This is a genomic window from Telluria sp. ZB2R32 (assembly GCF_059685715.1).
This window is the reverse complement of the sequence record NZ_JCASIG010000007.1, coordinates 152,863-177,772: the sequence shown is the minus strand read 5'-3', so window position 1 is coordinate 177,772 and position 24,910 is coordinate 152,863. Positions and strand designations below refer to the sequence as shown.

Annotated in this window: 19 protein-coding genes; 14 read left to right on the top strand and 5 right to left on the bottom strand. The window is 64.3% G+C overall.

What is annotated here, in order from left to right; all coding sequences use genetic code 11:
- Positions 1 to 158 precede the first annotated feature (158 nt).
- The 10 genes from epsC (at position 159) to AC56LG_RS20170 (ending at position 11,561) form a co-directional block, all read left to right on the top strand.
- Positions 159 to 1,076 carry a serine O-acetyltransferase EpsC gene (gene epsC / locus AC56LG_RS20215; RefSeq protein WP_497167865.1) on the top strand — a complete coding sequence of 306 codons (918 nt, stop codon included), beginning with the start codon at positions 159 to 161 and terminating at the stop codon, positions 1,074 to 1,076.
- Positions 1,077 to 1,643: 567 nt separating this feature from the next.
- Positions 1,644 to 1,847: a hypothetical protein gene (locus AC56LG_RS20210; protein WP_192051277.1), complete on the top strand. Its 204-nt coding sequence runs from the start codon at positions 1,644 to 1,646 to the stop codon at positions 1,845 to 1,847.
- 108 nt (positions 1,848 to 1,955) lie between these two features.
- A complete protein-coding gene (locus AC56LG_RS20205; RefSeq protein WP_497167864.1) occupies positions 1,956 to 2,774 on the top strand; it encodes an endonuclease/exonuclease/phosphatase family protein in 819 nt (272 codons plus the stop codon).
- Positions 2,775 to 2,778: 4 nt separating this feature from the next.
- A complete protein-coding gene (gene clsB / locus AC56LG_RS20200) occupies positions 2,779 to 3,939 on the top strand; it encodes a cardiolipin synthase ClsB (protein WP_497167863.1) in 1,161 nt (386 codons plus the stop codon).
- A gap of 13 nt (positions 3,940 to 3,952) precedes the next feature.
- On the top strand, positions 3,953 to 4,327 hold the full coding sequence (locus AC56LG_RS20195) for an RNA-binding S4 domain-containing protein (protein ID WP_497167862.1): 375 nt from the start codon (positions 3,953 to 3,955) through the stop codon (positions 4,325 to 4,327).
- A gap of 203 nt (positions 4,328 to 4,530) precedes the next feature.
- On the top strand, positions 4,531 to 5,133 hold the full coding sequence (locus AC56LG_RS20190) for a TetR/AcrR family transcriptional regulator (protein WP_192051286.1): 603 nt from the start codon (positions 4,531 to 4,533) through the stop codon (positions 5,131 to 5,133).
- 61 nt (positions 5,134 to 5,194) lie between these two features.
- Entirely contained in the window at positions 5,195 to 6,985 is a 1,791-nt protein-coding gene (locus AC56LG_RS20185; protein WP_497167861.1) for an acyl-CoA dehydrogenase C-terminal domain-containing protein, read from the top strand.
- 22 nt (positions 6,986 to 7,007) lie between these two features.
- Positions 7,008 to 9,404, top strand: coding sequence for a 3-hydroxyacyl-CoA dehydrogenase/enoyl-CoA hydratase family protein (locus AC56LG_RS20180; protein WP_497167860.1), 2,397 nt, complete (start codon positions 7,008 to 7,010; stop codon positions 9,402 to 9,404).
- Between the two features lie 35 nt (positions 9,405 to 9,439).
- On the top strand, positions 9,440 to 10,636 hold the full coding sequence (locus AC56LG_RS20175) for an acetyl-CoA C-acyltransferase (protein WP_497167859.1): 1,197 nt from the start codon (positions 9,440 to 9,442) through the stop codon (positions 10,634 to 10,636).
- Positions 10,637 to 10,787: 151 nt separating this feature from the next.
- Positions 10,788 to 11,561 carry an enoyl-CoA hydratase gene (locus AC56LG_RS20170; RefSeq protein WP_497167858.1) on the top strand — a complete coding sequence of 258 codons (774 nt, stop codon included), beginning with the start codon at positions 10,788 to 10,790 and terminating at the stop codon, positions 11,559 to 11,561.
- A gap of 21 nt (positions 11,562 to 11,582) precedes the next feature.
- Here the strand turns inward: AC56LG_RS20170 and AC56LG_RS20165 are convergent, their stop codons facing one another.
- The 4 genes from AC56LG_RS20165 to AC56LG_RS20150 form a co-directional block, all read right to left on the bottom strand.
- On the bottom strand, positions 11,583 to 12,047 hold the full coding sequence (locus AC56LG_RS20165; RefSeq protein WP_497167857.1) for a hypothetical protein: 465 nt from the start codon (positions 12,045 to 12,047) through the stop codon (positions 11,583 to 11,585).
- A gap of 184 nt (positions 12,048 to 12,231) precedes the next feature.
- A complete protein-coding gene (locus tag AC56LG_RS20160) occupies positions 12,232 to 14,208 on the bottom strand; it encodes a PKD domain-containing protein (RefSeq protein WP_497167856.1) in 1,977 nt (658 codons plus the stop codon).
- A 271-nt stretch (positions 14,209 to 14,479) separates the two neighbouring features.
- Positions 14,480 to 16,465, bottom strand: a complete 1,986-nt coding sequence (locus tag AC56LG_RS20155) for an MHYT domain-containing protein (protein WP_497167855.1) — start codon at positions 16,463 to 16,465, stop codon at positions 14,480 to 14,482.
- Positions 16,466 to 16,618: 153 nt separating this feature from the next.
- Positions 16,619 to 17,845, bottom strand: a complete 1,227-nt coding sequence (locus AC56LG_RS20150) for an MFS transporter (RefSeq protein WP_497167854.1) — start codon at positions 17,843 to 17,845, stop codon at positions 16,619 to 16,621.
- A gap of 105 nt (positions 17,846 to 17,950) precedes the next feature.
- Here AC56LG_RS20150 and AC56LG_RS20145 point away from each other — a divergent pair, with 105 nt between their 5' ends.
- Positions 17,951 to 18,724: an AraC family transcriptional regulator gene (locus AC56LG_RS20145; RefSeq protein ID WP_497167853.1), complete on the top strand. Its 774-nt coding sequence runs from the start codon at positions 17,951 to 17,953 to the stop codon at positions 18,722 to 18,724.
- 18 nt (positions 18,725 to 18,742) lie between these two features.
- Here AC56LG_RS20145 and AC56LG_RS20140 read toward each other — a convergent pair whose 3' ends face one another.
- Positions 18,743 to 19,075 carry a hypothetical protein gene (locus AC56LG_RS20140; RefSeq protein ID WP_497167852.1) on the bottom strand — a complete coding sequence of 111 codons (333 nt, stop codon included), beginning with the start codon at positions 19,073 to 19,075 and terminating at the stop codon, positions 18,743 to 18,745.
- Positions 19,076 to 19,412: 337 nt separating this feature from the next.
- On the opposite strand from AC56LG_RS20140, the gene AC56LG_RS20135 reads away from it, so the two are divergent.
- The 3 genes from AC56LG_RS20135 (at position 19,413) to AC56LG_RS20125 (ending at position 24,893) form a co-directional block, all read left to right on the top strand.
- Positions 19,413 to 21,827: a sensor domain-containing protein gene (locus tag AC56LG_RS20135; RefSeq protein ID WP_497167851.1), complete on the top strand. Its 2,415-nt coding sequence runs from the start codon at positions 19,413 to 19,415 to the stop codon at positions 21,825 to 21,827.
- A gap of 301 nt (positions 21,828 to 22,128) precedes the next feature.
- Positions 22,129 to 23,775 (top strand): acid phosphatase, encoded by a 1,647-nt coding sequence (gene acpA, locus AC56LG_RS20130; protein WP_497167850.1) that lies wholly within the window; start codon positions 22,129 to 22,131, stop codon positions 23,773 to 23,775.
- 266 nt (positions 23,776 to 24,041) lie between these two features.
- Positions 24,042 to 24,893 carry a DUF4142 domain-containing protein gene (locus AC56LG_RS20125; RefSeq protein ID WP_497167849.1) on the top strand — a complete coding sequence of 284 codons (852 nt, stop codon included), beginning with the start codon at positions 24,042 to 24,044 and terminating at the stop codon, positions 24,891 to 24,893.
- Positions 24,894 to 24,910: the final 17 nt, after the last annotated feature.

The following is a 24,910-nucleotide window of genomic DNA, read 5'->3' as shown; positions in this document are numbered from 1 at the left end:
GGCGGAACAGCGGTGCGTGTGCCGCCCACCTTACGCGTCCATGATCAATGTCGGAGGGAAATTTCTTACCCTCAAGAGGTACAAACGACATTGTTTGCGAATAAAGAAGTGTGATCTAAATCGTTCATTTTTCACTCGCCTTGGAGTAGGCTAGGTGCATGAACGACAACTTCCACGACCAGGGCGGCGCCAATCACTGGCACCTCGGCCCCATCATCGACGCGCTGCGTACCTCGCGCGAATCGACCCACAACATCCGCCACCAGGGACGCGTACGCGAGCTGCCTTCGCGCACGGTACTTAGGCAGGTGATCGAAGGCGTCTGTGCGGCGCTGTTTCCCACGCATTACGGGCGTCCCGACCTGAATGACGAGAGCATCGATTTCTTCGTCGGCGATACCCTGAACGTCGCCCTCGACCAGCTGGCGGAGCAGGTGCGGCGCGCCTTGCGCTTCAATCCGGAGCTGGAACACATCGCCGAGCCGGAGCTGACCGAGCGCGCGCGCGCGATCACGCGCCAGTTCGCCGCCAGTCTGCCCGAGATCCGCGCCCTGATCGTCTCCGACGTGCAGGCGGCGCTGGCGGGCGATCCGGCCGCCAGTTCGGTCGCCGAAATCATGCTGTGCTACCCCGGCACGATCGCGGTGCTGTATCACCGCATCGCGCACCGCCTGCACCGCGTCGGCGTGCCCTTCCTGGCGCGCCTGGGCGCCGACATCGCCCACACGTTGACCGGCATCGACATCCACCCGGCGGCGCAGATCGGCGCCAGCTTCTTCATCGACCATGGCACCGGCGTCGTCATCGGCGAAACGGCCATCATCGGCCGCCACGTGCGCCTGTACCAGGCCGTCACGCTGGGCGCGCGCCGCTTCCCGACCGACGAGAGCGGCGCGCTGGTAAAAGGAGCGCCGCGCCATCCGATCGTCGAGGACGACGTCGTCATCTATGCCGGCGCCACCATCCTCGGGCGCATCACTGTGGGGGCGGGATCGACCATCGGCGGCAATGTCTGGCTGACGCAGAGCGTCGCACCGGGCAGTAACGTTACCCAGGCCCAGATGCGCGGCGCCTAAGGTCGCACTATCCAGGATCGCAAGCACCGGCGAGTACGCACCGTGACGCTGTTCGTAGAGAGAAAACACAGTGTGGTCTTGACCAGTTTAACCACGCTACCGCGTTCTGATGACATTTTGTAAGCTGCAAATAAAGATATTCGAAATGTCAAACAAATTTTGTTTGTAGGCGTAGATACAACGTCACCCCTCCTTTTGTCCTACAAGCTCACCTCGCCAAAACGTACAAATGCTATTCGTCAAGCATAAAAACGCAAGTTTTAGCACGCATGTTCTTTAATGTCCTGGTGAAAGTTCGGCAGATTGCTGCTAACTACCGTCTAACTTGCATACATATCGATACAAATCTCTGAAATCTGAAACAAATTATCTACGGCAACTTTCATTGTAACAACTTGAAACAAGTTCTTTGCGGCAAAATTGCTTGAGGTTATTCGTTATGTTAGCTAGCGCACAGTAGAAACTGCGTTTGACAATCAGAAACCGGTCGCCTATCGTCAATGGTTCGCGTCGAGCGAATTTTTGAACTGCAACAGTCCAACCAACGGATTCTGGGGGAATACAAGCATGGAACAATTCGAACCGAAGCATGAGGAAAAAGTGAAAGCAGTCAGCGTGGACGATGATTGTTTCTACATCGACCTGCTCTGCGGCCTGCGCCTGTCCGGCCCGCGTCTGATTTCCGTTCCCTTGTCCGAGGCGGAGAACCTGGCGTCGCCCCGCAATGCCGCATTGCGTCAGCATTGGGAAGCGGCCCCTGCGTTCGAATAAGCAGTACACAACGGTGACGGGGTAGCGGCTCCCAGAAGCCGCGCCCCGTACCGCACGATTGGAAACCTTATAAAAATGAACACGGACTGATGGGGTTAGAATATTCCCATGAAGATTCGTGTCGCGACCTACAATATTCACAAGGGTGTCACCTCATTGCGCAGTACCCCGCGGGTGCTGGCGCTCAAAAAGGCGATTGCCGAGTTCCATGCCGATATCGTCTTCCTGCAGGAAGTGCAGGGAAGGCATGACCGCCATCAAGCGCGCTATGGCCAGCACAAGCGCGAGACCCGCATCTGGCCGGAAACGGCGCAGTACGAGTACTTTGCCGGCGAATCGCACCACCATCATTCCGCCTATGGCATGAACGCGGTCTACGACCATGGCCACCATGGCAACGCCTTGCTCAGCTGCTTCCCGATCGAAAACAGCCACAACCACGACGTCTCGGACCACGCCTACGAGCAGCGCGGCATCCTGCACTGTGTACTGGAGACGCCTGCCGGCAAGATCCACTGCTATGTCGTGCACCTGGGCCTGTTCGAAGGCGGGCGCGGGCGCCAGACCGAGCAATTGATCGAGGCGGTCAACAAGTCGGCGCCGAACGGCGAACCGGTGATCATCGCGGGCGACTTCAACGACTGGCGCAATACCCTCAGCGACCGCCTGCGCAACGCCCTTGGCGTGACCGAGGTCTTCGATGAGCTCGGACCCAAATCGGCGCTGGGCGACATGGTGCGCAGCTGGGCCGGGCGCCAGCCGCGCCTGGCGCCGGCACGCACCTTCCCGGCCGCGCTGCCGTGGTTCCGACTCGACCGCATTTATGTACGCGGATTCAAGATCGACAACGCCCAGGTGATGGCCGGTCCGATCTGGGCCAAGCTGTCCGACCACGCGCCCATCGTCGCCGAATTGCAGCTGGCCTGACGCCATGCGCAGCGTGACGTATGTAGCGAACAACGACATCGTCTTGCTCGAAACCGGGCAGCAACTGTTCCCGGCGATGATCGCCGCCATCGACGCCGCCCGGCACGAGGTGCTGTTCGAAACCTATATCTTTGCCGAGGACGAGGTCGCGCGCAGCATCGAGGCGGCGCTGATCCGTGCGGCCGCGCGCGGCGTCAAGGTGCGGGTGCTGGTCGACTGGTTCGGCACTGGCCACCGCACCTGCTGTCGCCGCGCCGAGGCGTTTGCCGCGGCCGGGGTGCACTACCGCGTGTTCAATCCCTGGTTCAAGCGCGGCATTGCCCGCACTCATCGCAAGATCACGGTCGTCGATGCCGAGGTCGCCTTTGTCGGCGGCATCAACATCAACGACGACATGAAGCACGATTACGAACCCTACCTGCCGCTGCCGGCGCCGCGCTGGGATTTCGCCGTGCGCGTGCGCGGACCGCTGGTGGCCCATATTCATTTCGAGGCAAGGGCGCAATGGATGCGCGCCGGACGCCTCGACCTGCTCAGCCGCATCGGCCTGTACCGCGAGACGCGGCGCCCGCCGCCGACCGAAGGCGCGCGCCCGATGCGCGCCGCCTTTGTCGTGCGCGACAACCTGCGCAACCGCAGGACGATCCAGCGCGCCTACCTGCAGGCGATCGGGCAGGCGAAAAAGAGCGTGCTGCTGGCCAATCCGTATTTCGCACCGGGACGCAAATTCCGCGAAGCGCTGGCCCGTGCCGCAGGGCGCGGCGTCGACGTCACGCTGCTGATCGGCGTCGGCGAATTCCGCATGCAGGACGCGGTCGCCCGTTCCTTTTATCCGAAGCTGCTGGCGGCCGGAATCAAGGTCGTCGAATACCGCAAAACCCAGTTGCACGCGAAGATCGCCGTGGTCGACGACGACTGGTCGACGGTGGGTTCGAGCAATTGCGACGGCCTGTCGCTGTTCCTCAACCAGGAAGCGAATATCGTCGTGCGCAACACCGCTTTTGCACGCGCCGTGCGCGCCCACATCGAGCGCGGCATTGCCGATGGCGAAGTCGTGCACATGGAAGAATTCGAGGGCATCGGTTGGGTGCGCCGCGTGCGCTATGAAATGGCTTACCTTCTCTATAAACTGACCATGCGCATTTTCGCCATAGGTTATGCATAAGGAAGAGTAAAACATGGACAACGTACGGATCGACAAGTGGCTGTGGGCGGCGCGCTTTTTCAAAACCCGCTCGATGGCGGCCGATGCGGTCGAGCGCGGACGCGTGCGCATCGCGGGTGAACCCGTGAAACCGGCGCGCGCCGTGAAGGTGAACGACAAGATTGCGATCGACAACGGTTCCGATCGCTGGGAAGTAATGGTCGCCGCCATTTCGGACAAGCGCGGCCCGGCACCGGTGGCGCGCGAACTTTATTTCGAAACCGACGAGAGCATCGCCCGGCGCGAGAACGACAAGACGGCGCGCCGGCTGTTCCCGGAGCCGAGCCTGGACATCAAGGGGCGGCCAACCAAGCGCGACCGGCGCGCGATTTCGAAGGCGGCAGGGTAAGGACGTCCATGCGTTGAATGTGTCGCAGCCGTAGCGTGGACGGGTTCCCCGTCCACGCGTTCAACCGTCGCGCCACCACCCCCGCACAATAGAACCGCACCTCTAGATTCCCGTTTGACATTCACCGCTCGATAGATAATAGTACGCTCGTTCGGATTTTTCGATTCACGCAGGGGAAACGTATCAACACTTCAGCAAAATTCATGCGCAAGGGTGAACAGACGCGGGCGGCGATTCTCGACGTCGCGCTCGAACTGGCCAGCCGTAACGGGCTCGAAGGCTTGACCATCGGCTTGCTCGCGGACCGCATGAACATGAGCAAATCGGGCGTGTTCGCCCACTTCGGCTCGCGCGAAGATTTGCAGATGGAAGTATTGAAGCTCTACCACCACCGTTTCGAGCAGGAAGTGTTCTTTCCTAGCGTAAAAGAGCCACGCGGCTTGCCGCGCCTGGAATCGATGTTTGCGCGCTGGGTCAAGCGGGTATCGGTTGAAATTGCGTCGGGCTGCATCTATATCAGCGGCGCAGTGGAGTACGATGACCGGCCGGGCCCGATCCGCGAATCGCTGGTGGCGATGGTGCGTGCCTGGCAGGGTGCGCTGCTGCGCGCCGTGCAGCAGAGCATCGATTGCGGCGCACTGAAAGCGGGCACCGACCCGCAGCAGCTGGTTTACGAGATGTACGGGCTGATCCTGGCCTTGCACCACGACGCACGCTTCCTGCGCGTCCCGGGCGCGATCGACCGCGCCAACCGCGGCTTCGCGCGGCTGATCGAGAATTACCGCAATCCCGTTCAAAACACCTGAGCCGGCCCTATCGCCCGCTCTTCAGTATTAAAAATAACCTCACCTTCGTCAGGAGAAAACCATGGGTCAGTACGTCGCGCCAATCCGGGATATGCAGTTTGTGCTGCACGAATTCCTCAACGTCACCGAAGAGTTCAAGAACCTGCCTGCCTACCAGGAAATCGACGCCGACATCATCAACCAGGTGCTGGAAGAAGGTGCGAAGTTCACCCAGGAAGTGCTGTTCCCGCTGAACCATTCGGGCGACCGCGAAGGCTGCCATTTCGACGCCGCCACCAAGACCGTGACCACCCCGAAGGGTTTCAAGGAAGCGTATAAACAGTATGTCGAAGGCGGCTGGGCGGCACTCGCCTGCGATCCGGAATACGGCGGCCAGGGCTTGCCGGTCTCGCTGAACAATTCGTTCTACGAGATGCTGAACTCGGCCAACCAGGCCTGGACCATGTACCCGGGCCTGTCGCACGGCGCCTACGAGTGCCTGAAGGAACACGGCACCGACGAGCAGAAGCAGTTCTACCTGCCGAAGCTGGTCTCGGGCGAGTGGACCGGCACCATGTGCCTGACCGAAGCGCATTGCGGCACCGACCTGGGCCTCTTGCGCTCGAAGGCCGAGCCGCAGGGCGACGGCACCTATAAAATTACCGGTTCCAAGATCTTCATCTCGGCCGGCGAACACGACGTGGCCGAAAACATCATCCACCTGGTGCTGGCGCGCCTGCCGGACGCACCGGAAGGCTCGAAAGGCATCTCGCTGTTCCTGGTGCCGAAATTCCTGCCGAACGCGGATGGCTCGCTGGGCGAACGCAATCCGATCTTCTGCGGCGCCATCGAAGAAAAGATGGGCATCCACGGCAACGCCACCTGCCAGATGAACCTGGACGGCGCCGTCGGCACCCTGATCGGCCAGCCGCACAAAGGGCTGAATGCGATGTTCGTGTTCATGAACGCCGCCCGCCTGGGCGTGGGCATGCAGTCGCTGGGTCTCACCGAAGTGGCGTACCAGAACGCGCTGGTGTATGCGAAAGACCGCATCCAGATGCGCAGCCTGTCGGGCCCGAAAGCGCCTGAGAAGCCAGCCGACCCGATCATCGTGCACCCGGACGTGCGCCGCATGCTGTTGACCGCGAAAGCCTATGCCGAAGGCGCGCGCGCCGTCTGCTCCTACGTCGCGCTGCAGATCGACCGCGAACTGAATCACCCGGACGAAGACGTGCGCAAGGAAGCCGCCGGCGAAGTCGCGCTGCTCACCCCAATCGTCAAAGCCTTCATCACCGACAACGGCTGGATCGCAACCTCGGAAGCGATGCAGGTCTACGGCGGCCACGGCTACATCAGCGAGTGGGGCATGGAGCAGTACGTGCGCGACGCGCGCATCAACATGATCTACGAAGGCACCAACACGATCCAGTCGCTCGACCTGCTGGGCCGCAAGATCCTGATGGACAACGGCGCCAAGCTGCGCGCCTTCGGCGAGAAGATCAAGTCCTTCGTCGAAGAGAACGGCCTCGATGAATCGATGTCCGAATTCGTGACCCCGCTGGGCGAACTGGGCGACAAGGTCGGCAAGATGACCATGGAAATCGGCATGAAGGCCTTTACCAACCAGGACGAAGTCGGCGCCGCCGCCGTGCCTTACCTGCGCGTGGTCGGTCACCTGGTGTTCTCGTACTTCTTCGCGCAGATGGCGAAGATCGCGCTGGAGAAGAAAGACTCGGACGACAAGTTCTACGAGTCGAAGCTGGCCACCGCACGCTTCTACTTTGCACGCCTGTACCCGGAAACCGCGATGCTGATCCGCCAGGCTCGTTCGGGTTCCGCCAACCTGATGGCGCTCGACGCCGACCTGTTCTAACTGCTTCCAGGGATAAAAAACCATGACCAATTTCACCGTCAAGAAAGTCGCCGTGCTGGGCGCGGGCGTGATGGGCGCGCAGATCGCTGCGCACTGCGTCAACGCCAAGGTGCCTGTCGTGCTGTTCGACCTGCCTGCCAAGGACGGCAACAAGAACGGTATCGTCCTGAAGGCCATCGAAGGCCTGAAAAAGCTGTCGCCGGCACCGCTCGGCAACAAGGACGACGCGGGGCTGATCGAAGTCGCCAACTACGAAGACAACCTCGACGTGCTGCTTGGGTGCGACCTGATCATCGAAGCGATCGCCGAGCGCATGGACTGGAAGCACGACCTGTACGCCAAGGTCGCGCCGCATATTGCGCCGAACGCGATTTTTGCTTCGAACACCTCGGGCCTGTCGATCAACACGCTGGCCGAAGGGTTTAACGAAGAACTCAAGGCGCGCTTCTGCGGCGTCCATTTCTTCAACCCGCCGCGTTACATGCACCTGGTCGAACTGATCCCGACCACGTCGACCAATCCGGAGATCCTCGACCAGCTCGAGACCTTCCTGACCTCGACCTTGGGTAAAGGCGTCGTGCGCGCGAAAGACACGCCGAACTTCATCGCCAACCGCGTCGGCATCTTCGGCATGCTGGCCACCATCCACGAAGCCGAAAAATTCGGCCTGTCGGTGGACGTGGTCGACGACCTGACCGGCGCCAAGCTGGGCCGCGCAAAATCCGGTACCTTCCGTACCGCCGACGTCGTCGGCCTGGACACGATGGGCCACGTCATCAAGACCATGCAGGACACCCTGCAGGACGACCCGTTCTTCAGCCTGTACAAGACCCCTGACGTGCTGGCGAAACTGATCGAGAAGGGCGCCCTGGGCCAGAAGACCGGCGGCGGCTTTTATAAAAAGGTCGGCAAGGACATCCAGCGCCTGGACTTCGCCACCGGCGAATACGTGGCCGGCGGCGCGAAAGCTGCCGACATCGTCGGGCGCATCCTGAAGGAAAAGGACCCGGTCAAGAAGTTCAAGGCCCTGCGCGATTCGACCAATCCGCAGGCGCAGTTCCTGTGGGCGATCTACCGCGACGCTTTCCACTACATCGCCGTGCACCTGGACACCATCGCCGATAACGCGCGCGACATCGACTTCGCCATGCGCTGGGGCTTCGGCTGGAGCGTCGGTCCGTTCGAGACCTGGCAAGCCGCCGGCTGGACGCAGATCGCCCAGTGGGTCAAGGAAGACATCGAAGCCGGCAAGGCCCTGACCGATACCCCGCTGCCGGCATGGGTGTTCGAAGGACAAGTCGCCGAGAAGGGCGTGCACACGCCTGAGGGTTCGTACTCGGCCAGCTCGAACAGCTATGTGCCGCGCTCGACCCTGGCCGTCTACGAACGCCAGGCCTTCCGCGCACCGGTGCTCGGCGCCGGCGGCAACGATGCGAAAACCTTCGGCACCACCGTGTTCGAGGACGACTCGGTACGCCTGTGGCACTCGGGCGACGAGGTGCTGGTCATCTCGCTCAAGACCAAGATGCACGTCATCGGCGACGGCGTGATCCAGGGCCTGAAGCGCGGCCTGGCGGAAGCGGAAAAGAACTTCAAGGGCCTGGTGATCTGGAATACCGACGCCACCGAAGGCGGCGCCTTCTCGGCCGGCGCCGACCTGCAATCGGCCCTGCCTGCCTTCATGGCCGGCGGCGCGAAGGCGATGGACCCGATTGTCAAGGAACTGCAAGACACCTTCATGCAGATGAAGTACTCGAACGTGCCGGTCGTCGCCGCGGTTGCCGGCCTGGCGCTCGGTGGCGGCTGCGAGCTGGCGCTGCATGCGTCGAAGCGCGTGGCCTCGATCGAGTCGTACATCGGCCTGGTCGAAGTCGGCGTCGGCCTGGTGCCGGCCGGCGGCGGCCTGAAGGAAGCGGCGGTGCGCGCTTTCACGGAAGCCAAGGGCAACGACATCCTGCAATTCCTGAAGACCGGTTTCACCAATGCCGCCACCGCGCAAGTGTCGAAGTCGGCACTGGAAGCGAAGGCGATGGGCTACCTGAAGGAAGACGACATCATCGTCTTCAACGCCTACGAGCTGCTGCACGTGGCCAAGGTGCAGGCGCGCGCGATGTTCGACGCCGGCTACCGCGCACCTGCGCGCCGCCCGGTCCAGGTCACCGGCCGCTACGGCTGGGCGACGATCCGCGGCCAGCTGGTCAACATGCGTGACGGCGGCTTCATCTCGGCCCACGACTACAAATTGGGCGACATGATCGCCGAGATCGTGACCGGCGGCGACGTCGACCAGGGCAGCGTGGTGTCCGAGCAGTGGCTGCTCGACATGGAACGCAAGGCCTTCATCGAACTGCTGAACAACCCGAAGACGCAAGAGCGGATCATGGGCATGATGCAGACCGGCAAACCAGTGCGTAACTAAGCGAAACTAAGCCGCGACAGAACAGGACTACTGACATGAGCAAACAACTTCAAGACGCATACATCGTCGCAGCGACCCGCACCCCGATCGGCAAGGCGCCACGCGGCATGTTCAAGACGACCCGCCCGGACGACCTGCTGGTGCACGCGATCCGCGGCGCCATGGCCGCCGTGCCGAACCTCGATCCGGCACTGATCGTCGACGCCATCGTCGGCTGCTCGTTCCCGGAAGCGGAGCAGGGTTTCAACATCGCCCGTAATGCGGTCGTGCTGGCCGGCCTGCCGCACACGGTCGGCGGCGTGACCGTCAACCGTTACTGCGCCTCGGGCATCACCGCCCTGGCGATGGCGGCCGACCGCATCCGCGTCGGCGAAGCCGACGTGATGATCGCCGGCGGCGTCGAATCGATGTCGATGGTGCCGATGATGGGCCACCACCCCTCCATCAACATGGAAACCTTCAAGGACGAAAACGTCGGCCTCGCCTACGGCATGGGCCTGACCGCCGAGAAGGTGGCGCAGCAGTGGAAAGTGTCGCGCGAAGACCAGGACGCCTTCGGCCTGGAATCGCACCGCCGCGCCATCGCCGCCCAGCAGGCGGGCTTCTTCAAGGACGAGATCACCCCGGTCGAGATCGTCACCCGCACGCCGAACCTGGCCACCGGCGAGATCACGGTCAAGCGCCGCACCGTGGACCTGGACGAAGGCCCGCGCGCCGACGCCAGCCCTGAGGGCATGGCCAAGCTCAAGCCCGTCTTCGCGGCAAAAGGGTCCGTCACCGCCGCGACCTCGTCGCAGATGTCGGACGGCGCGGGTGCGCTGATCGTCGTCAGCGAAAAGATCCTGCGCGAGCACAACCTGACGCCGCTGGCGAAGTTCTCCTCGTTCGCGGTGCGCGGCGTGCCGCCGGAGATCATGGGCATCGGCCCGAAAGAGGCGATTCCTGCCGCCCTGAAAGCGGCCGGCATTACCCAGGACCAGCTGGACTGGATCGAGCTGAACGAAGCGTTTGCAGCGCAGGCGCTGGCCGTGATCCGCGACCTGGGCCTGGACACCAGCAAGGTCAACCCGATGGGCGGCGCGATTGCGCTGGGCCACCCGCTGGGCGCCACCGGCGCCATCCGCGCCGCGACCGTCGTGCACGCACTGCGCCGCAATAACCTGAAGTACGGCATGGTGACGATGTGCGTCGGCGCCGGCATGGGCGCGGCCGGTATCATCGAGCGCGTTTAAATTGAATCGCGGCCGTATCGACGTGTGCGTTGATGCGGCCGGCACGTATCACCGCGTGGGCACGCGTGCCCACCCTACGGCCGTCGCGTAACGTAGGGTGGGCACTCGTGCCCACGCGTTTTCGTGCCCCAAAATACCTTGGAGACTAAAAATGACGATCCAAACGAACAAACAAAACGGCATCCTCACCATCGAATTCAACCGCCTCGAGCGCAAGAACGCCATCACCGGCGCCATGTACCAGACCATGGCCGACGCCCTGTTAGAGGCCGAACAGGACCCGCAAGTGCGCGCCGTCCTGATCACCGGCAAACCGGAGATTTTCACCGCCGGTAACGACCTCGACGACTTCCTGAACAACGCCGGCGAAGGCGCCATGACCGAAGACCGCCCGGTGTTCCAGTTCATGAAAGCCCTCGAAGGCTGCACCAAGCCGGTGGTCGCCGCCGTCGCCGGCGCCGCGGTCGGCATCGGCACCACCATGCTGATGCATTGCGACCTGGTATATGCCGCCGACAATGCCAGGTTCTCGATGCCGTTTACCCAGCTCGGCCTGTGCCCGGAATTCGCGTCGTCTCTGCTGGTCGCGCAAAGCGCCGGCTACACCCGCGCCGCCGAAAAGCTGATGCTGGGCGAATCGTTCACGGCCCAGGAAGCCTTCGAGATGGGCATCGTCGCGCGCGTGCTCCCAAGCGTCGAGCTGCTCGAATTCGCGCAAGGCCAGGCTGCCAAGCTGGTGGCCCTGCCGGCCGCCTCGATCCGCGCCACCAAGGCCTTGATGCGCCGTCCGCGCGCCGCCATCGTCGCAGAGACGATGGGCGTCGAGAACAAACAGTTCAGCGCGATGCTGACCGGCGCCGAAGCCAAGGAAGCGTTTACGGCCTTCTTCCAGAAGCGTAAACCCGACTTCTCGAAGTTCGACTGAGCGGCCGTTCTCCTGTCGCGCTCAGCGCTTCGCGACGGGGGAGGTCAGGCGCTCCGCGACGACCGCCGTCACCACCGCCTGCAGCACGTGGATCGCCCAGCGCTCGCCGGCTTTACGGGGCCCGGCGGCGATTTCGCCCTTGGTGATGCCGAGTACCGGCGCAATGGCGCCGATGTTGACGGCGTACAGCGCGGTGCCGTAGAGCGTACCGAGCACGACCGGCGACAGCGAGGGCGCCAGTTGCTGGAGCTTCGGCAGCGCCGACGCGAACGCGGCCGAGGCGCCGAGGTGATTGGTGAATTCGACCATGCTGGTGCCGGTGTCGCCGATCACCGCGCGCGAACCCGTCACGTCGTCGATCCAGTCGACGGCGTCGCGGTCGAGCGTCTTGGTCATCAGGCCGCTCTTGCGTCCTGCCCACATGACTGCGCTCGTCACCACCCCCGCAACCAGTCCGCCGATCACTGCCGCTTGTTGTCGTTGCATGAAAACTCCCTGTCAGAAAAATGAATCGGCGCCAGACATGCGCTTGATGACCCCGTCCTCCCTGGCGCCGCCGATCAGGTGACATTACGCTTCTGCAGGGTTCGCTTCGGTTCGATATCGTACGGAGTGGGCAGCGCCGTGCCGGAATCGGCACGGCGCTGCCGTTCTCCCTTGCCTGCAGGCCTTAATTGCCACCAAACGCGATCTGCCCGTCACCGAGCACGACGCTGCCCTCGACGCCGGCCGCTGTCGCGCCTTGCGCGGCAGCATTCGCCTTCGCGCGCGCGCCGTTGTCGTAATCGACCACTTCGGCCTTCGACACCGGATCGATGTGCGCGATGCGCAGGTGGATGCGGTCCTTGCCGCCAGCGTTGGTGCCCGTTCCTGCACCGGCCGTTGCGGTGAGTGCGAACCGGTAGCCGCCCTTGCCGTTGACGGTGCCCTGTCCGCTGTACTGGACGCGGGCGCCATCGCGCGCCACCGATTCGACCCGGCTGCTGCGCAACGCCAGGCCTGCCACATCGACCTCGACGGCGGCCTTGCCGGCGCCACCCTCGGACAGGAAGGCGAAGCTGCCGATCGTCGCCCGACGCGCGCCGGCGCTCGCTGCATTGGCCGGCGAGGCAAAGGCGCCGATGCCGGTGGTGGCCGTCCTGCCGCCAACGACGACCTTGCGTTCGACCGAGCTGTCCTTGCCGCTGCTGTCGGTGATCGTGAGCCGTACCGTATAGATGCCGGCGGCGCGGTAGGCGTGCTGGCCGCTGACGCTACCGGCGCCACCCTTCTCGTTGACGGTGCCAGTCGTCTTGCTGCCGTCGCCCCAGGACCAGACGGCCTTGTGCGTGTCGCGTACATCGACATCCTGGAAGCCCGCCGAGAACGAGAGCAGGGTGCCCGCGTGCGCCGCCCCCGTGTACTTGACCGGGCCCGCCACCGGCGGCAGGGCATGGCAAGCCGACGGCACCAGCAGCACCAGGGTGCCGGCATTGGTATTGGCGACGATGGTGCCGCTGTCGTTCAGGACCAGGCCGCCGAACAGCGTCAGGCCGGCCGGCGCACCGACGACGCGCGAGGTGAGATCGACGAAGCCGCTGGTGCGCGTCCAGATGTAACCGCGGCCGTTCAGGGAGCCGACCACTTGCCCGCGGTTGTTGACGTCGGCCGTATCCGAGAAGTCCGTGAGCGGCGTCCCCACCGTGAGCAAGCCATCGTCGCGGCTCCAGATGAAGCCGTTCCTGTCGCCCGGGGTGGAATACAGCTGGCCGATCACGAGCCCCTTCTCGTTGACCTGGTCGGCCCAGGACAGGTAGGAAGGCTCGGTGCCGAGTCCCTGCAAGCCGCCTGCGCGCGTCCAGATGAATGCCTGGTCGCTGAGCCTGGTGTCGAAGGCGGCGCTGCCGACGATCTGGCCGGCATTGTTGATGTCTTCCGCGACCGACGCGATGCTGGGGAAATCGTTGAGCGGGATCGGCCCGCCGCCCCCGGCGGGCCACTTGGTGACCTGGGTCAGCCTGGGACCCGAAGCCTCGTCCGACCAGCCGACCGCCGTGCCCGCATCGTTGATTGCATTGGCGACCGAGGTCGACTCGGGCCCAAGGGCGCCGAGATCGACCATCCCGGTGGCCGGACTCCAGCGGAACGCGTGGTACCGCGGCAATGGCGAGGTGAAGCGGGCTGTGCCGACGACCTGGCCCTTGTTGTTGATGTCGATACCGAGCGAGTCGCCGACACCGGGCGGGTTCAGGTCGACCAGCCCGGTCGGCCGGCTCCAGCGGAAGGCATGGAAGATCCCATCCGCGGTCGCCGCGGCGCCGGTCACCTGGCCCGCCTCGTTCAGGGCGTTGACGACAGCGGCCGTTCCGCCGAAGGTGCCCAGGTTGCGTACGCTTGCGCCGTCGTAGAAGCGGGCGCTCGGCACGTCGCCTTCGTGTGTGGTGAAGGCCACCTGGCCCTTGCTGTTGATGCCCGCCGGGGAACCATTGGGCGCCAGCGGGACAATCCGGTAGGTGGTCGGCACGGGTGGCGCGGCCGGAGAAGCGGCCGAGGTGCCGCCCAGCGTCATCGAGGCACAGGCTATGGCGACGAGGGAAGCCAGCCGCCAGCGTTGGGGAGCGCGCGCGGGTCCAGTCGCCGCCGTACCGGTCACATTTCTGGTTTGCATTTATTCCTCCTGATCCAGTTTGTGCGCTCGGTCAACATGCCACACGGGAATGTGTGGTAGGCGGGCACACTGGCTCAGCTTATGCAGCAGTGCTGAGCCGGGTACTGGGACAGGTCAAGAAATGCGCACGCGCGCCGGGAACCCGGGCGCCGCCTGCGATGAGGAATTGGTGCCAGTATGTTTCCCGACCGCTGGCGCCGGTAGGGCAGCGAAGCTGCCGTGTTCGTTCGAACAGGGCTATCTTCGCTCGGGAATGTGACAGCTTGTTGACTTACCCCTGCTTGGAGGCGGGGGCCAGCAGCGTGTGCGGTGCGCCTTCGCACAAGGTCAACACCGCGCGCACCAGTTCCACCGGCGCTACCGGTTTCGACAGGTATTCGTCGAAACCCGCTTCCAGCGCACGCCGGCGGTCTTCGTGGCGCGAAAAGGCGGTCAGGGCGAGGGCGCGTACGCCGGCCACGCGCGGATTGCCGGATGCGCGCACGCGCCGCATCAGTTCCAGCCCATCCATGCCCGGCATGCCGATGTCGCTCACCATCAGGTCCGGTTTCAACCCGTCGATCATCTGCAGCGCCTTGTAGGCGGTGGCGGCAGTGACGATGGTGGCGGCCATGTCGGCCAGCACGTAATGGACGATGTCGAGCGAATCGCGTTCGTCGTCGACCACCAGGATCGTACGCCCCGCCAGTGCGCCGCTGCCGGCGCGCACCGCATGCAAATCACCTGGTTTGAGCAGGCAGTCGGGGCTGGCCGGGAGGTTTCCCTCCAGCGTCGGCAGCGGCATGGTAAGCGTGAACGTCGACCCGGCGCCGGCGCCGCCGCTCGCCGCCGTGAGCCGGCCGCCCTGCAGTTCGACCAGCTGGCGCGCGATCGACAGGCCCAGGCCGAGGCCGCCATGGCGCCGTGTCGACGAGGAATCGGCCTGGCGGAAGCGGTCAAACACGTGAGGAAGAAATTCCGGCGCGATGCCGATGCCGCTGTCGCTTACCGCGATCACGATGGCGTCCGCCACGCATTCGGCGCTGACGCGCACGCTGCCGCCGGCGGGCGTAAATTTGATGGCGTTCGACAGCAGATTGGTCATGACCTGCTGCAGGCGGCTGGCATCCGCCGCCAGCGGTCCGGCGTGGCTGTCGATCAGCATTTCGATGCGCACGTTTTTCGCCAGGGCGCCGGGGCGCACCGTTTCCACGGCGGCGCCGATGAAATCCGCGGGCCAGGTGCGGTCGACTTCGATGCGCACCTTGCCGGCGAGCAAGCGGCTCATGTCGAGCATGTCTTCGATCAGTTGCGACTGCGCACGGGCATTGCGTTCGATCGTCTGCAAGCCGCGCTTGAGCATTTTTTCATCCTTGCCGCCATCCATCAGCAACTGCGCCCAGCCGAGCATGGCGTTGAGCGGGGTGCGCAGTTCGTGCGAGAGGGTGGAGAGGAACTCGTCCTTCATGTCGGACAAACGTTCAGCCTCGAGCCGCGCCTTTTGTTCGTGCAGGTACAAGGCTTGCCGTTCGGCCAGGACGTGCGCGCGCTCTTCCAGGCGCGAATCGTAGATGGCGACCAGGGTGGCAATCGTCAGCAGCAGCAGGGCGGTGACCGTCACCATGCCGGCCAACAAATCCTGGCTGATGCCGACGTTTGCTTCCAGGCAAATGCTGCCTGGATCGAAGTGCGCCGCCTCCATGCCGGTATAGTGCATGCCGGCGATGGCGCCGCCCATGACGACGGCAGCCGCGAGCTGCATCAGTTTGTCGTGCTGCATGCGGTGGCGCAGGTGAAAGGCCAGCCACAGGGCGCCGGCCGAGGCGCCGATCGCGATCAGCACCGACAGCGCGAACAGCAGCGGATCGTAGTCGATGCCGGGCCGCATGCGCATGGCCGCCATGCCGGTGTAGTGCATGGCATTGATGCCGAGCCCCATCAGCAGGGCACTGATGGCGAAATGGCTGGCGCGCGGCGTCGGCCGGCTGATCTGCGACAGCGCCAGCGCCGAGGCCAGTACCGGCAACAGCCAGGAAACGAGGGTGATCGCGGTATCGTAGCCGACCGCGAAGGGCAGGCGGAAGGCTTGCATGCCGATGAAATGCATGGCCCAGATGCCGCTGCCCATGGCAAAGGCGCCGCCGGCCATCCACCACCAGGTGGCGCGGCCATGCGCGTGGCGCACGCGTTCGGCCAGGCTCAGCGCGGTGTAGGAAGCGTAGACCGCGACCAGGATCGAGACCACGACAAGGGTCGGTTCGTAATGGCCAATCGACATGGAAAATCCGCTAGCTCGCCGGGAAGTGTCCCGGGCATGTTGGAAAAAAATGCAGGTGAACCAGTCTACACGGCGCTGGTTCAGCACGCATTAAATTTTCCACCGAGCAATTACCGCATGACGAGGAAGTAACAGCGTCATGCGGAAAAGCGCTTATTTGGCCTTGCGCGTATTCGGCAAGAAGGCAGTCGCCAGGCCCAGCAACGGCAGGAATGAGATCACGCCGTACACTTGCACGATGCCGTGGGTATCGGCCAGGTTGCCGAGGCAGGCCGCGCCGATGCCGCCGATGCCGAACATGAGGCCGAACATCAGGCCCGAGACCATGCCGACCCGCCCCGGCACGGCTTCCTGGGCATAGACCACCAGCGCGGAAAAGGCCGACGACATGATCAAGCCGATCGCAATGGCCAGCACGCCCGTCCACCACAGGTTCGCATACGGCAGCGCCAGCGCGAACGGCGCGACGCCGAGGAAGGAAATCCAGATCACGGCCTTGCGTCCGATGCGGTCGCCCACCGGGCCGCCCGCAAAGGTGCCGGCCGCCACCGCCGCCAGGAACATGAAGAGGAACATCTGGCTGTGCTGGACGCCGAGGCCGAAGCGCTCCATCAGGTAAAACGTGAAGTAATTCGTGAACGAGGCGATGTAGACGAATTTGGCGAACATCAGTATGCAGATGACGATCACCGCGCGGATCACGCCGGCGCGGTCGAGTCCTTCGCGGTGGCCCGTCATAAGGCTCTTCGCCTTGGCGCTGCCGTTGTGCGTGACCCACAGCGTCAGGCGGTACAGCACGAAGATGGCGGCCAGTGCGACCAGCATGAACCAGGCCACGGCGCCCTGGCCATACGGAATGACGATCGCGGCCGTGAGCAGCGGACCGATCGCGCTGCCGCTGTTACCGCCAACCTGGAAGGTCGATTGCGCGGTGCCGAAGCGGCCGCCCGAGGCCAGGCGCGCGATGCGCGAGGCCTCCGGGTGGAAGGCGGCGGAACCGACGCCGATGACGGCCGCCGCCGCCAGCAGCATGGTGTAGCTGCCCGCCGTGGCCAGCAGGGCGACGCCGATCAGGGTCATCACCATCCCCATCGGCAGTAGCCAAGGTTTTGGATGTTTGTCCGTGTACATGCCGATCCACGGCTGCAGCAGCGAGGCCGTCACCTGGTAGACCAGGGCGATGAAGCCGATCTGGCCGAAGTTCAACGCAAAATTCGTTTTCAGCAGCGGGAAGATCGCCGGCACCATCGCCTGGATCATGTCGTTGAGCAGGTGCGCGACCGCCGCGCCGCCGACGATGGGCAGCAGGAATTTCTGCGCGACAGGGGCAGGGGGCGCCGCGGTATCCGGTGCGATAGGGGAGGTGGCAGGTGTGGTCATTGGAAGGCGAAGGGTAGGAGCGAAAGCGGCGCTGGATCGCCGAGCATAGCGCAGCTAAGAGTGACCGTCTCGCGCTAGCCTGCCAGCAGCTGTAGAATTCCTGCCATGGAGCCGCATCCTTTTCACAAGCACCAGCTGTTCGATAATTTGCCGCGCCCGCTGGTGGTGATGGAAAATCGCTGGCCGGCCGGCAGCGCGACCGGCTGGCATTCCCATCCGAAAGGGCAGCTGCTGTACGCCACCGCGGGCGTCATGGCCGTGCATACCGATGCCGGCGCCTGGGTCGTCACCCCGAACCGGGCCCTGTGGATGACCACCGGCCTGCGCCACAACGTCACCATGTCCGGCGACGTGGTGCTGCGCACCGCCTACATCGACGTCGCGCGGGTGGCGGCGCTGCCGGCCGCGAGCTGCGTCATCAACATCTCGCCGCTGCTGAGGGAACTGTTAATCGAGGCGGCGCGCATTTCACCGAGCGCGGAGCCAGTCGGCCGCGATGCGCGCCTGATCGCGCTCTTGATCGACGAAATCCGGCTGGCGGTGGCGCTGCCGCTGCACCTGCCGCTGCCGCGGGATGAACGGCTCAGGTCGATGTGCGCCACCCTAAGTGCGCAGCCTGCAGCGTCGGCCAGCGCAGCGGCCTGGGCGGCGTCGATCGACGTCGCCGAACGGACGCTGCACCGTTTATTTGTCAGGGAAACCGGCATGACCTTCGCCAAGTGGCGCGAGCAGGCGCGCCTGCTGTATGCGTTGCAGCGCATCGGCAATGGCGACAAGGTCATCGAAGTCGCGCTCGACTGCGGATATGCCAGCCCGAGCGCGTTCGCCGCCATGTTCAAGCGCCATTTCGGGGTCACGCCGTCGCGCTTTTACCGCTGAAGTTCAAGCCAGGGATGGCTAGCGGCGCAGGAGGAAGGTCGCCATGGCCGCGACGGCGCCGGCCGCCGCCAGTGCCCAGGGGCCGATGCGCATGATCTCGCCCGAGTGCCCGGCCTGTACGGCGAGCGGGCCGGAGATCGGACGCCATTCGTCGCGCCGGGCCGCGGCGGCGCGCGCGGCGGCCGCTTCCTGTTCGTAGAAGGTGGAAAAGCGTTCGAGGTCGAGCGGATTGAGCGTGGCCATGTAGGCGACGATCTGGTCGTGCTGGTCGAGCCGTACCTGGTAACGGTTACGTCCGGCCGCCACCGCCTTGCGCAGGTGCTCGGCTTCGGTCTCGACCAGTTCGCGCACGCTCTCCCGCGTAATGGCGGCCAGCGCGATCCTGGGTCGTTCAACGCTTCGTCTGTCGGCTTGCACGTGCGGTCTCTCTTGGCTTTGCATCTGGATGGCAGTCTACGCCCCTGTGCGGCCGTGTGCCAACACACTTGGCCCTGCTACTGGAATCAAGCTGACAACAAGCGCTTCGGGAAGCGTCTCAAAATTTCTACAAGGCAAAATATATTTCCGCATGATTGTAAGAACGCCATTTAGTTCATGCCGGTAAGTGCGATAACCTGAATAGCTCGCCACATTCGGCGAAACGGTTGGCAAACAAAGGTAGGCACATGCCTGGCGCACGCAGCGGCACATGAAAACTGATTTGAACGATACGACAAATACGGCGGACCTGGCGCGGCTGGCCGAGCAAAATACCGCCCTCATCGAAAATTCGCTCGACCTGATCGCGCTGATCGACGCCGACGGCCGCTTCCTGCGCCTGAACGCGGCGACCTTCGACATCCTCGGCTACCGGCCCGAAGAGCTGGTGGGGCGCCGTTACTGCGAACTGGTGGGAGAAGAAGAGATCGCGCGCTTTGCCTCGCTGCGCGCCGAACTGCGTAGCGGCGTCTCGGTGCGGCACGACCTGCGCCACCGCTGGCTGCGCAAGGATGGCCGCGAAGTGATCGTGTCGATTTCGGTGCGCTGGTGCGCGCTCAGCCAGGTGACCTATGCCACCGCGCGCGACGTCACCGAACAGCACACCGCGCGCGAAGCGCTGGCCAAGCTGCAGCAACAGCAGCAGCTCATGTTGGAAAGTATCGGCGACGCCTTTTTCGCCGTCGACCGCAACTGGTGCGTCACTTATGCGAACCGCAAGGCGGGCGCCTTTGTGAATGTCGACGCCGGCACGGCCATCGGCCGCAACCTGCTCGAGGTCGCGCCCGACCTGCACCATTCGCCTTCGCTCGCCTATTATCAGCGCGCCATGGCAAGCGGCGAAGCCTGCACCTTCGAAACCTATTGGGAACCGTCCGGTGTGTGGATCGAAGTCCGCGCCTATCCGAGCGAGGATGGGCTGGCGGTGTATTTCCACGACATCAGCTTCAAGCGCCAGGCCGAGGAGGCGTTGAGAAAAAGCGAACAGCGCTACCGCAGCCTGTTCCAGCAGGCGGCCGACAGCATCGTCATCGCCGACCGCGACCTGTTCATCGTCGCCGCCAACGGCCGCGCCTGCAGCAACTTCGGCTACACCGAGGCCGAATTCCTGCGCCTGCGCGTGCCCGACATCGACAGCGGCTATGCCTACACGGAGGACCTGGCGCTGGCGCTGCAGGATGGACACACGCGCCTGCTGCGCATCCAGAAGCGGCGCAAGGACGGCAGCACCTTCCCGGCCGACGTGCACATCTCGCGCTTCGAAGACAACGGCAACGAGTACTACCAGGCCATCATCCGCGACGTCACCGAGCGCGAAGAAACGCAGAACCGCCTGCGCGAACTGGCCACCCACGACACGCTCACCGGTTTACCGAACCGCGCGCTGCTGAACGACCGGGTGCAGCGCCTGCTCGACACCTGCCCGCGCGAGGGGACGGTGGCGACCATGTTCCTCGACCTCGACCGCTTCAAGGAAGTCAACGACTCCTTCGGCCACGAATTCGGCGACGTGCTGCTGTGCGAAGTGGCGGCGCGCCTGCGCCGCGTGCTGCGCCCGAGCGACGTGATTGCCCGCCTCGGTGGCGACGAATTCGTGATCGCCGCCCACTGCAGCAGCGGCAAGGGCGCCGCCGAGCGCATCGGCGAAAAACTGCTCGACGTGCTGACCGCGCCGATCACGATCGCCGGGCAGGACGTGATCATCGGCGCCTCGATCGGCATCAGCCTGTTCCCCTGCGATGGCCACAACAAGGAGCAGCTGTTCCAGGCCGCCGACACGGCGATGTACCGCGCCAAGGCCGCCGGGCGCAACCGCTACCGCTTCTTCGAGCCCGAGATGGCCGTCGCCACGCGCGAACGCATGGCGCTCGAAACCTCGCTGCGCCCGGCGCTGGCGCGCGCCGAATTCGAACTGCACTACCAGCCGCGCATCGACCTGCGCAGCATGGCCATGGTCGGCATGGAAGCGCTGATCCGCTGGAACCATCCCGAGCGCGGCATGGTGTCGCCGGCCCAGTTCATCCCGATCGCCGAAGAGACGGGTTTGATCGTGCCGATCGGACGCTGGGTGCTGTTCGAGGCCTGCCGCCAGACGCGCCGCCTGATGAGCGAATTCGGGCGCGAGATCTGCGTCTCGGTCAACGTCTCGGCGCGCCAGCTGGCGCACCAGACCTTCGTCGGCGAAGTGCGGCAAGCCCTGGCCGAATCGGGCATTCCGCCGCACTGCCTGGAACTGGAACTGACCGAAAGCGCGCTGATCGCCGACATCGAGCGCACCGCGCAGATGCTGCGCGAACTGCACGGGTTGGGCGTCAAACTGGCGGTCGACGATTTCGGCACCGGGTATTCGGGCCTGGCCTACCTGCGCAAATTTCCGATCGACGTCCTGAAACTCGACCGCTCCTTCGTACTGCAAGAAGACGAGCGCATCAGCGCCTTCGATTTCGTCAAGGCCTTCGTCGACATGGCGCACGCCCTGAAACTGGCGGTAGTAGCCGAAGGCGTCGAGACCGCCGAGGTGGTCGAGTTTCTGCGCTCGGCCGCGTGCGACGAGGCGCAGGGTTATCACTTCGCGCGCCCGCTGCCGCTCGATGCATTGCGCGCGCGCCTGGCGGGCGAAACCTGACCCGCGGCCGAGGTACGCCACATCCTCGTAGGGTGGGCTCTTGAGCCCACGCGGTTCATCGCATGCATCGTGGACGCTTCAAACGACATACCGCGGTTGGCGAATTCGGCTTGTTCGCTTCGATGCGAGCTCTGCAACGCGTGGGCTCAAGAGCCCACCCTACGGTGCGCAACATCCAACGGCAAGTTCACAAGACAGTAGTCCATCCATCAGTAGGTGTCGGCTAACGGTCGTCAATATTTTCAGTGGGCAAGAAACAGGCGATAATCGTCGTTTCCCGATTCCAACGACGCCGCCCACCATGCCCGACCGCGATCTCCCCGTAACTCCACCCGAGGCGCCTGCCAGCCCAGCCCGCCGCCGTATCTTCCAGGCTGCCGCAGCCGTCGGCCTCGGCGCCGGCCTGCCTGTCGCCAGTGAAGCCGCGCCGCGCCCGGCGCACAAGCCAGCCTCCTCGCTCGACGCCAAGCTCAAGACCCATGTGAAAAACGTGGTCGTGATCTATCTGGAAAACCGCAGTTTCAATAATCTGTTCGCCAATTTCCCGGGCCTGGCCAACCCGCTGCCGGCCAGTGCGCCGCAAATCGACCGCGACGGCTCGGTGCTGCCGGTGCTGCCGAAGATCTGGGGCGGCATGGTGCCGGGCCGGCAAGACGTCGGCGGCAAGGAATACCTGATCGGCGAAGACAGGATCGCCAACCTGCCGAACGGCCCGTTCGCATTGAGGGATGCGGAGGGTAAACCCTTGCCGGAAGCGCTGGTCACGCGCGACCTGGTGCACAATTTCTATCACAACCAGATGCAGATCAACGACGGCAAGAACGATGGTTTCGTCGCCTGGGGCGATTCCGGCGCGCTGGTGATGGGGCATTACGGCGAAACCAACAACAACCTGGGCCTGTGGCAGATCGCGCGCGAATACACGCTGTGCGACAATTTTTTCATGGGCGCTTTCGGCGGTTCTTACCTGAACCACCAGTTCCTGATCAGCGGCCGCACGCCCGAATATTTCCATGCGCCGCACACCGCGGCGAAGAAAAAGATCGCCGTGCTGGAAGACGGCCCGCTCGGGCAGCGCCTGGCGGTGGCGCCGGACTCGCCGAAGTCGGCCCTGGAAGGCAAGCCGAAATTCGTGAACGCCGGCGCCATCACGCCCGACGGCTATGCGGTGAACACGATGGCGCCGCCATTCCAGCCGAGCTGGGTGCGCCCGGCGGCCGGTGGCGACGCCAACGCCGCCGACCCGCAGGATGCCTCGGTGCTGCCGCCGCAAAGCTACGACACCATCGGCGACCTGCTGTCGCGCGCCAACGTCAGCTGGGCCTGGTATGGCGGCGCCTGGCAAGCGGCGATCGACGGCCGCGGCGCCGGCCAGCGCCCGAACTTCCAGCACCACCATCAACCGTTTAACTATTTCAAGCAGTTCGCGCCCGGCACCGACGCGCGCGCCGCGCACCTGCGCGACGGCGGCCTGGGCGACAGCCCGATCTCGAACCGCTTCATTGCCGACGCCGTCGCCGGCAAGCTGCCGGCCGTCGCCTTTTACAAGCCGCAGGGCAACCTGAACTTGCACGCCGGTTATTCCGACATCGAATCGGGCGACGCCCACATCGCCAACGTGATCGAGCACCTGAAAAAGTCGCCGCAGTGGAAGGATATGGTGGTCGTGATCACCTTCGACGAAAACGGCGGCTGGTGGGACCACGTGGCGCCGCCGCAGGGCGACCGCTGGGGACCAGGTTCGCGCATTCCGGCGATCGTCGTTTCGCCGCATGCGAAGCGGGGCGCGGTCGACCACAATTTCTACGACACGACCTCGATCCTGCGCTTCATCACGCGCCTGCACGGCTTGCCGCGCCTGGAGGGCCTGGCCACGCGCGACGCCGCCTTTGCCGCACGCGGCGCGCGCGGTCCCGGCGACCTGACGGCCACGCTCAGCTTCCGCTGACGCGGCGCTGTCCGCACTGCAAAGCCGGCCTGCGCGCCGGCTTTTTTGCGTCTGCAGGGAACGTCTTTGACAGCAAAATGTTGCTAAAAGGCTACCGCGCGCGGGTTTCCCGAACGCGGCGATACACTGGCCATTGGATCAGCAATGCGCAGCGCGGCGCTGCCGTACGACACGGCGCGGCGTGGGCGCAGGACGATCGGAACACTTGAACAGGAGCGGCGCATGGGAGACATGCCGGCTCTTTCCCAACCCCCCAGGAGAGCATCATGCAAAAAAATAAAGCGTTGAAAGGACTGCTCGCCGTTTCGGCCGCAGCCGCCATGTTCGCCAGCTTCGGCGTGCAAGCACAATCGACCAGCACCTCGGCCACTACGATGAACCCACAGGGCCAGCCGAACATGACCGGCAAGGCCGCGGCTGACGGCACCGTCAACAACACCAACAGCCAGGGCATGGAAGACCGCAGCGGCCAGGTCGGCGCCAGCGCCGCCGGTTCGAGCACCGGTTCGAGCACTGGTTCTGCAACGGCGGGCCACGCGGGCCACGGCCAGAGCGGCGCCGGCATGAGCGGCAGCACCGGCACCGGCGCGACCGGCATGTCGGACGCCACCTCGGGCCAGTCGGGCACCGCAGGCGCCACCGCCGCCGGCGGCGCCAAGATGAGCAAGGCCGACAACAAGGCCATCATGGACATGGCGATGGTGAACATGGCCGAAGTCGAAATGGGCAAGCTGGCGCAGAGCAAGAGCCAGAATCCTGAAGTGAAAACCTTCGCCCAGCAGATGATCGACGACCACACCAAGGGCCTGGCTGAAGTGCAAGCCGTGGCGCAAGCCAAGGGCATCACCCTGCCGACCGAACTCGACGCCAAGCACAAAGCCATGTCGGCCAAGCTGGCCAAGCTCGAAGGCGAGAAATTCGACCGCGAGTACATGAAGGTCGGTGGCCTGGCATCGCACAAGGAAGCCCTGGCACTCTTGAACAAGAACGAAAAGGGCGCCAAGGATGCCGACGTCAAAGGCCTGGCAACGAAGATGAAGCCAACGGTGGAACAGCACCTGAAGGCAGCCCAGCAGATGCCGGCGAACGCAAAGTCGGGCACCACGTCGGGCCAGTAATCGTCGCTCCACCGGGC

Excerpts from the sequence above, each read along its gene's own strand:
- epsC (WP_497167865.1), top strand. The coding sequence starts at position 159 with ATGAACGACAACTTCCACGACCAGGGCGGCGCCAATCACTGGCACCTC.
- AC56LG_RS20210 (WP_192051277.1), top strand. The coding sequence starts at position 1,644 with ATGGAACAATTCGAACCGAAGCATGAGGAAAAAGTGAAAGCAGTCAGC.
- AC56LG_RS20205 (WP_497167864.1), top strand. The coding sequence starts at position 1,956 with ATGAAGATTCGTGTCGCGACCTACAATATTCACAAGGGTGTCACCTCA.
- clsB (WP_497167863.1), top strand. The coding sequence starts at position 2,779 with ATGCGCAGCGTGACGTATGTAGCGAACAACGACATCGTCTTGCTCGAA.
- AC56LG_RS20195 (WP_497167862.1), top strand. The coding sequence starts at position 3,953 with ATGGACAACGTACGGATCGACAAGTGGCTGTGGGCGGCGCGCTTTTTC.
- AC56LG_RS20190 (WP_192051286.1), top strand. The coding sequence starts at position 4,531 with ATGCGCAAGGGTGAACAGACGCGGGCGGCGATTCTCGACGTCGCGCTC.
- AC56LG_RS20185 (WP_497167861.1), top strand. The coding sequence starts at position 5,195 with ATGGGTCAGTACGTCGCGCCAATCCGGGATATGCAGTTTGTGCTGCAC.
- AC56LG_RS20180 (WP_497167860.1), top strand. The coding sequence starts at position 7,008 with ATGACCAATTTCACCGTCAAGAAAGTCGCCGTGCTGGGCGCGGGCGTG.
- AC56LG_RS20175 (WP_497167859.1), top strand. The coding sequence starts at position 9,440 with ATGAGCAAACAACTTCAAGACGCATACATCGTCGCAGCGACCCGCACC.
- AC56LG_RS20170 (WP_497167858.1), top strand. The coding sequence starts at position 10,788 with ATGACGATCCAAACGAACAAACAAAACGGCATCCTCACCATCGAATTC.
- AC56LG_RS20165 (WP_497167857.1), bottom strand. The coding sequence starts at position 12,047 with ATGCAACGACAACAAGCGGCAGTGATCGGCGGACTGGTTGCGGGGGTG.
- AC56LG_RS20160 (WP_497167856.1), bottom strand. The coding sequence starts at position 14,208 with ATGCAAACCAGAAATGTGACCGGTACGGCGGCGACTGGACCCGCGCGC.
- AC56LG_RS20155 (WP_497167855.1), bottom strand. The coding sequence starts at position 16,465 with ATGTCGATTGGCCATTACGAACCGACCCTTGTCGTGGTCTCGATCCTG.
- AC56LG_RS20150 (WP_497167854.1), bottom strand. The coding sequence starts at position 17,845 with ATGACCACACCTGCCACCTCCCCTATCGCACCGGATACCGCGGCGCCC.
- AC56LG_RS20145 (WP_497167853.1), top strand. The coding sequence starts at position 17,951 with ATGGAGCCGCATCCTTTTCACAAGCACCAGCTGTTCGATAATTTGCCG.
- AC56LG_RS20135 (WP_497167851.1), top strand. The coding sequence starts at position 19,413 with ATGAAAACTGATTTGAACGATACGACAAATACGGCGGACCTGGCGCGG.
- acpA (WP_497167850.1), top strand. The coding sequence starts at position 22,129 with ATGCCCGACCGCGATCTCCCCGTAACTCCACCCGAGGCGCCTGCCAGC.
- AC56LG_RS20125 (WP_497167849.1), top strand. The coding sequence starts at position 24,042 with ATGCAAAAAAATAAAGCGTTGAAAGGACTGCTCGCCGTTTCGGCCGCA.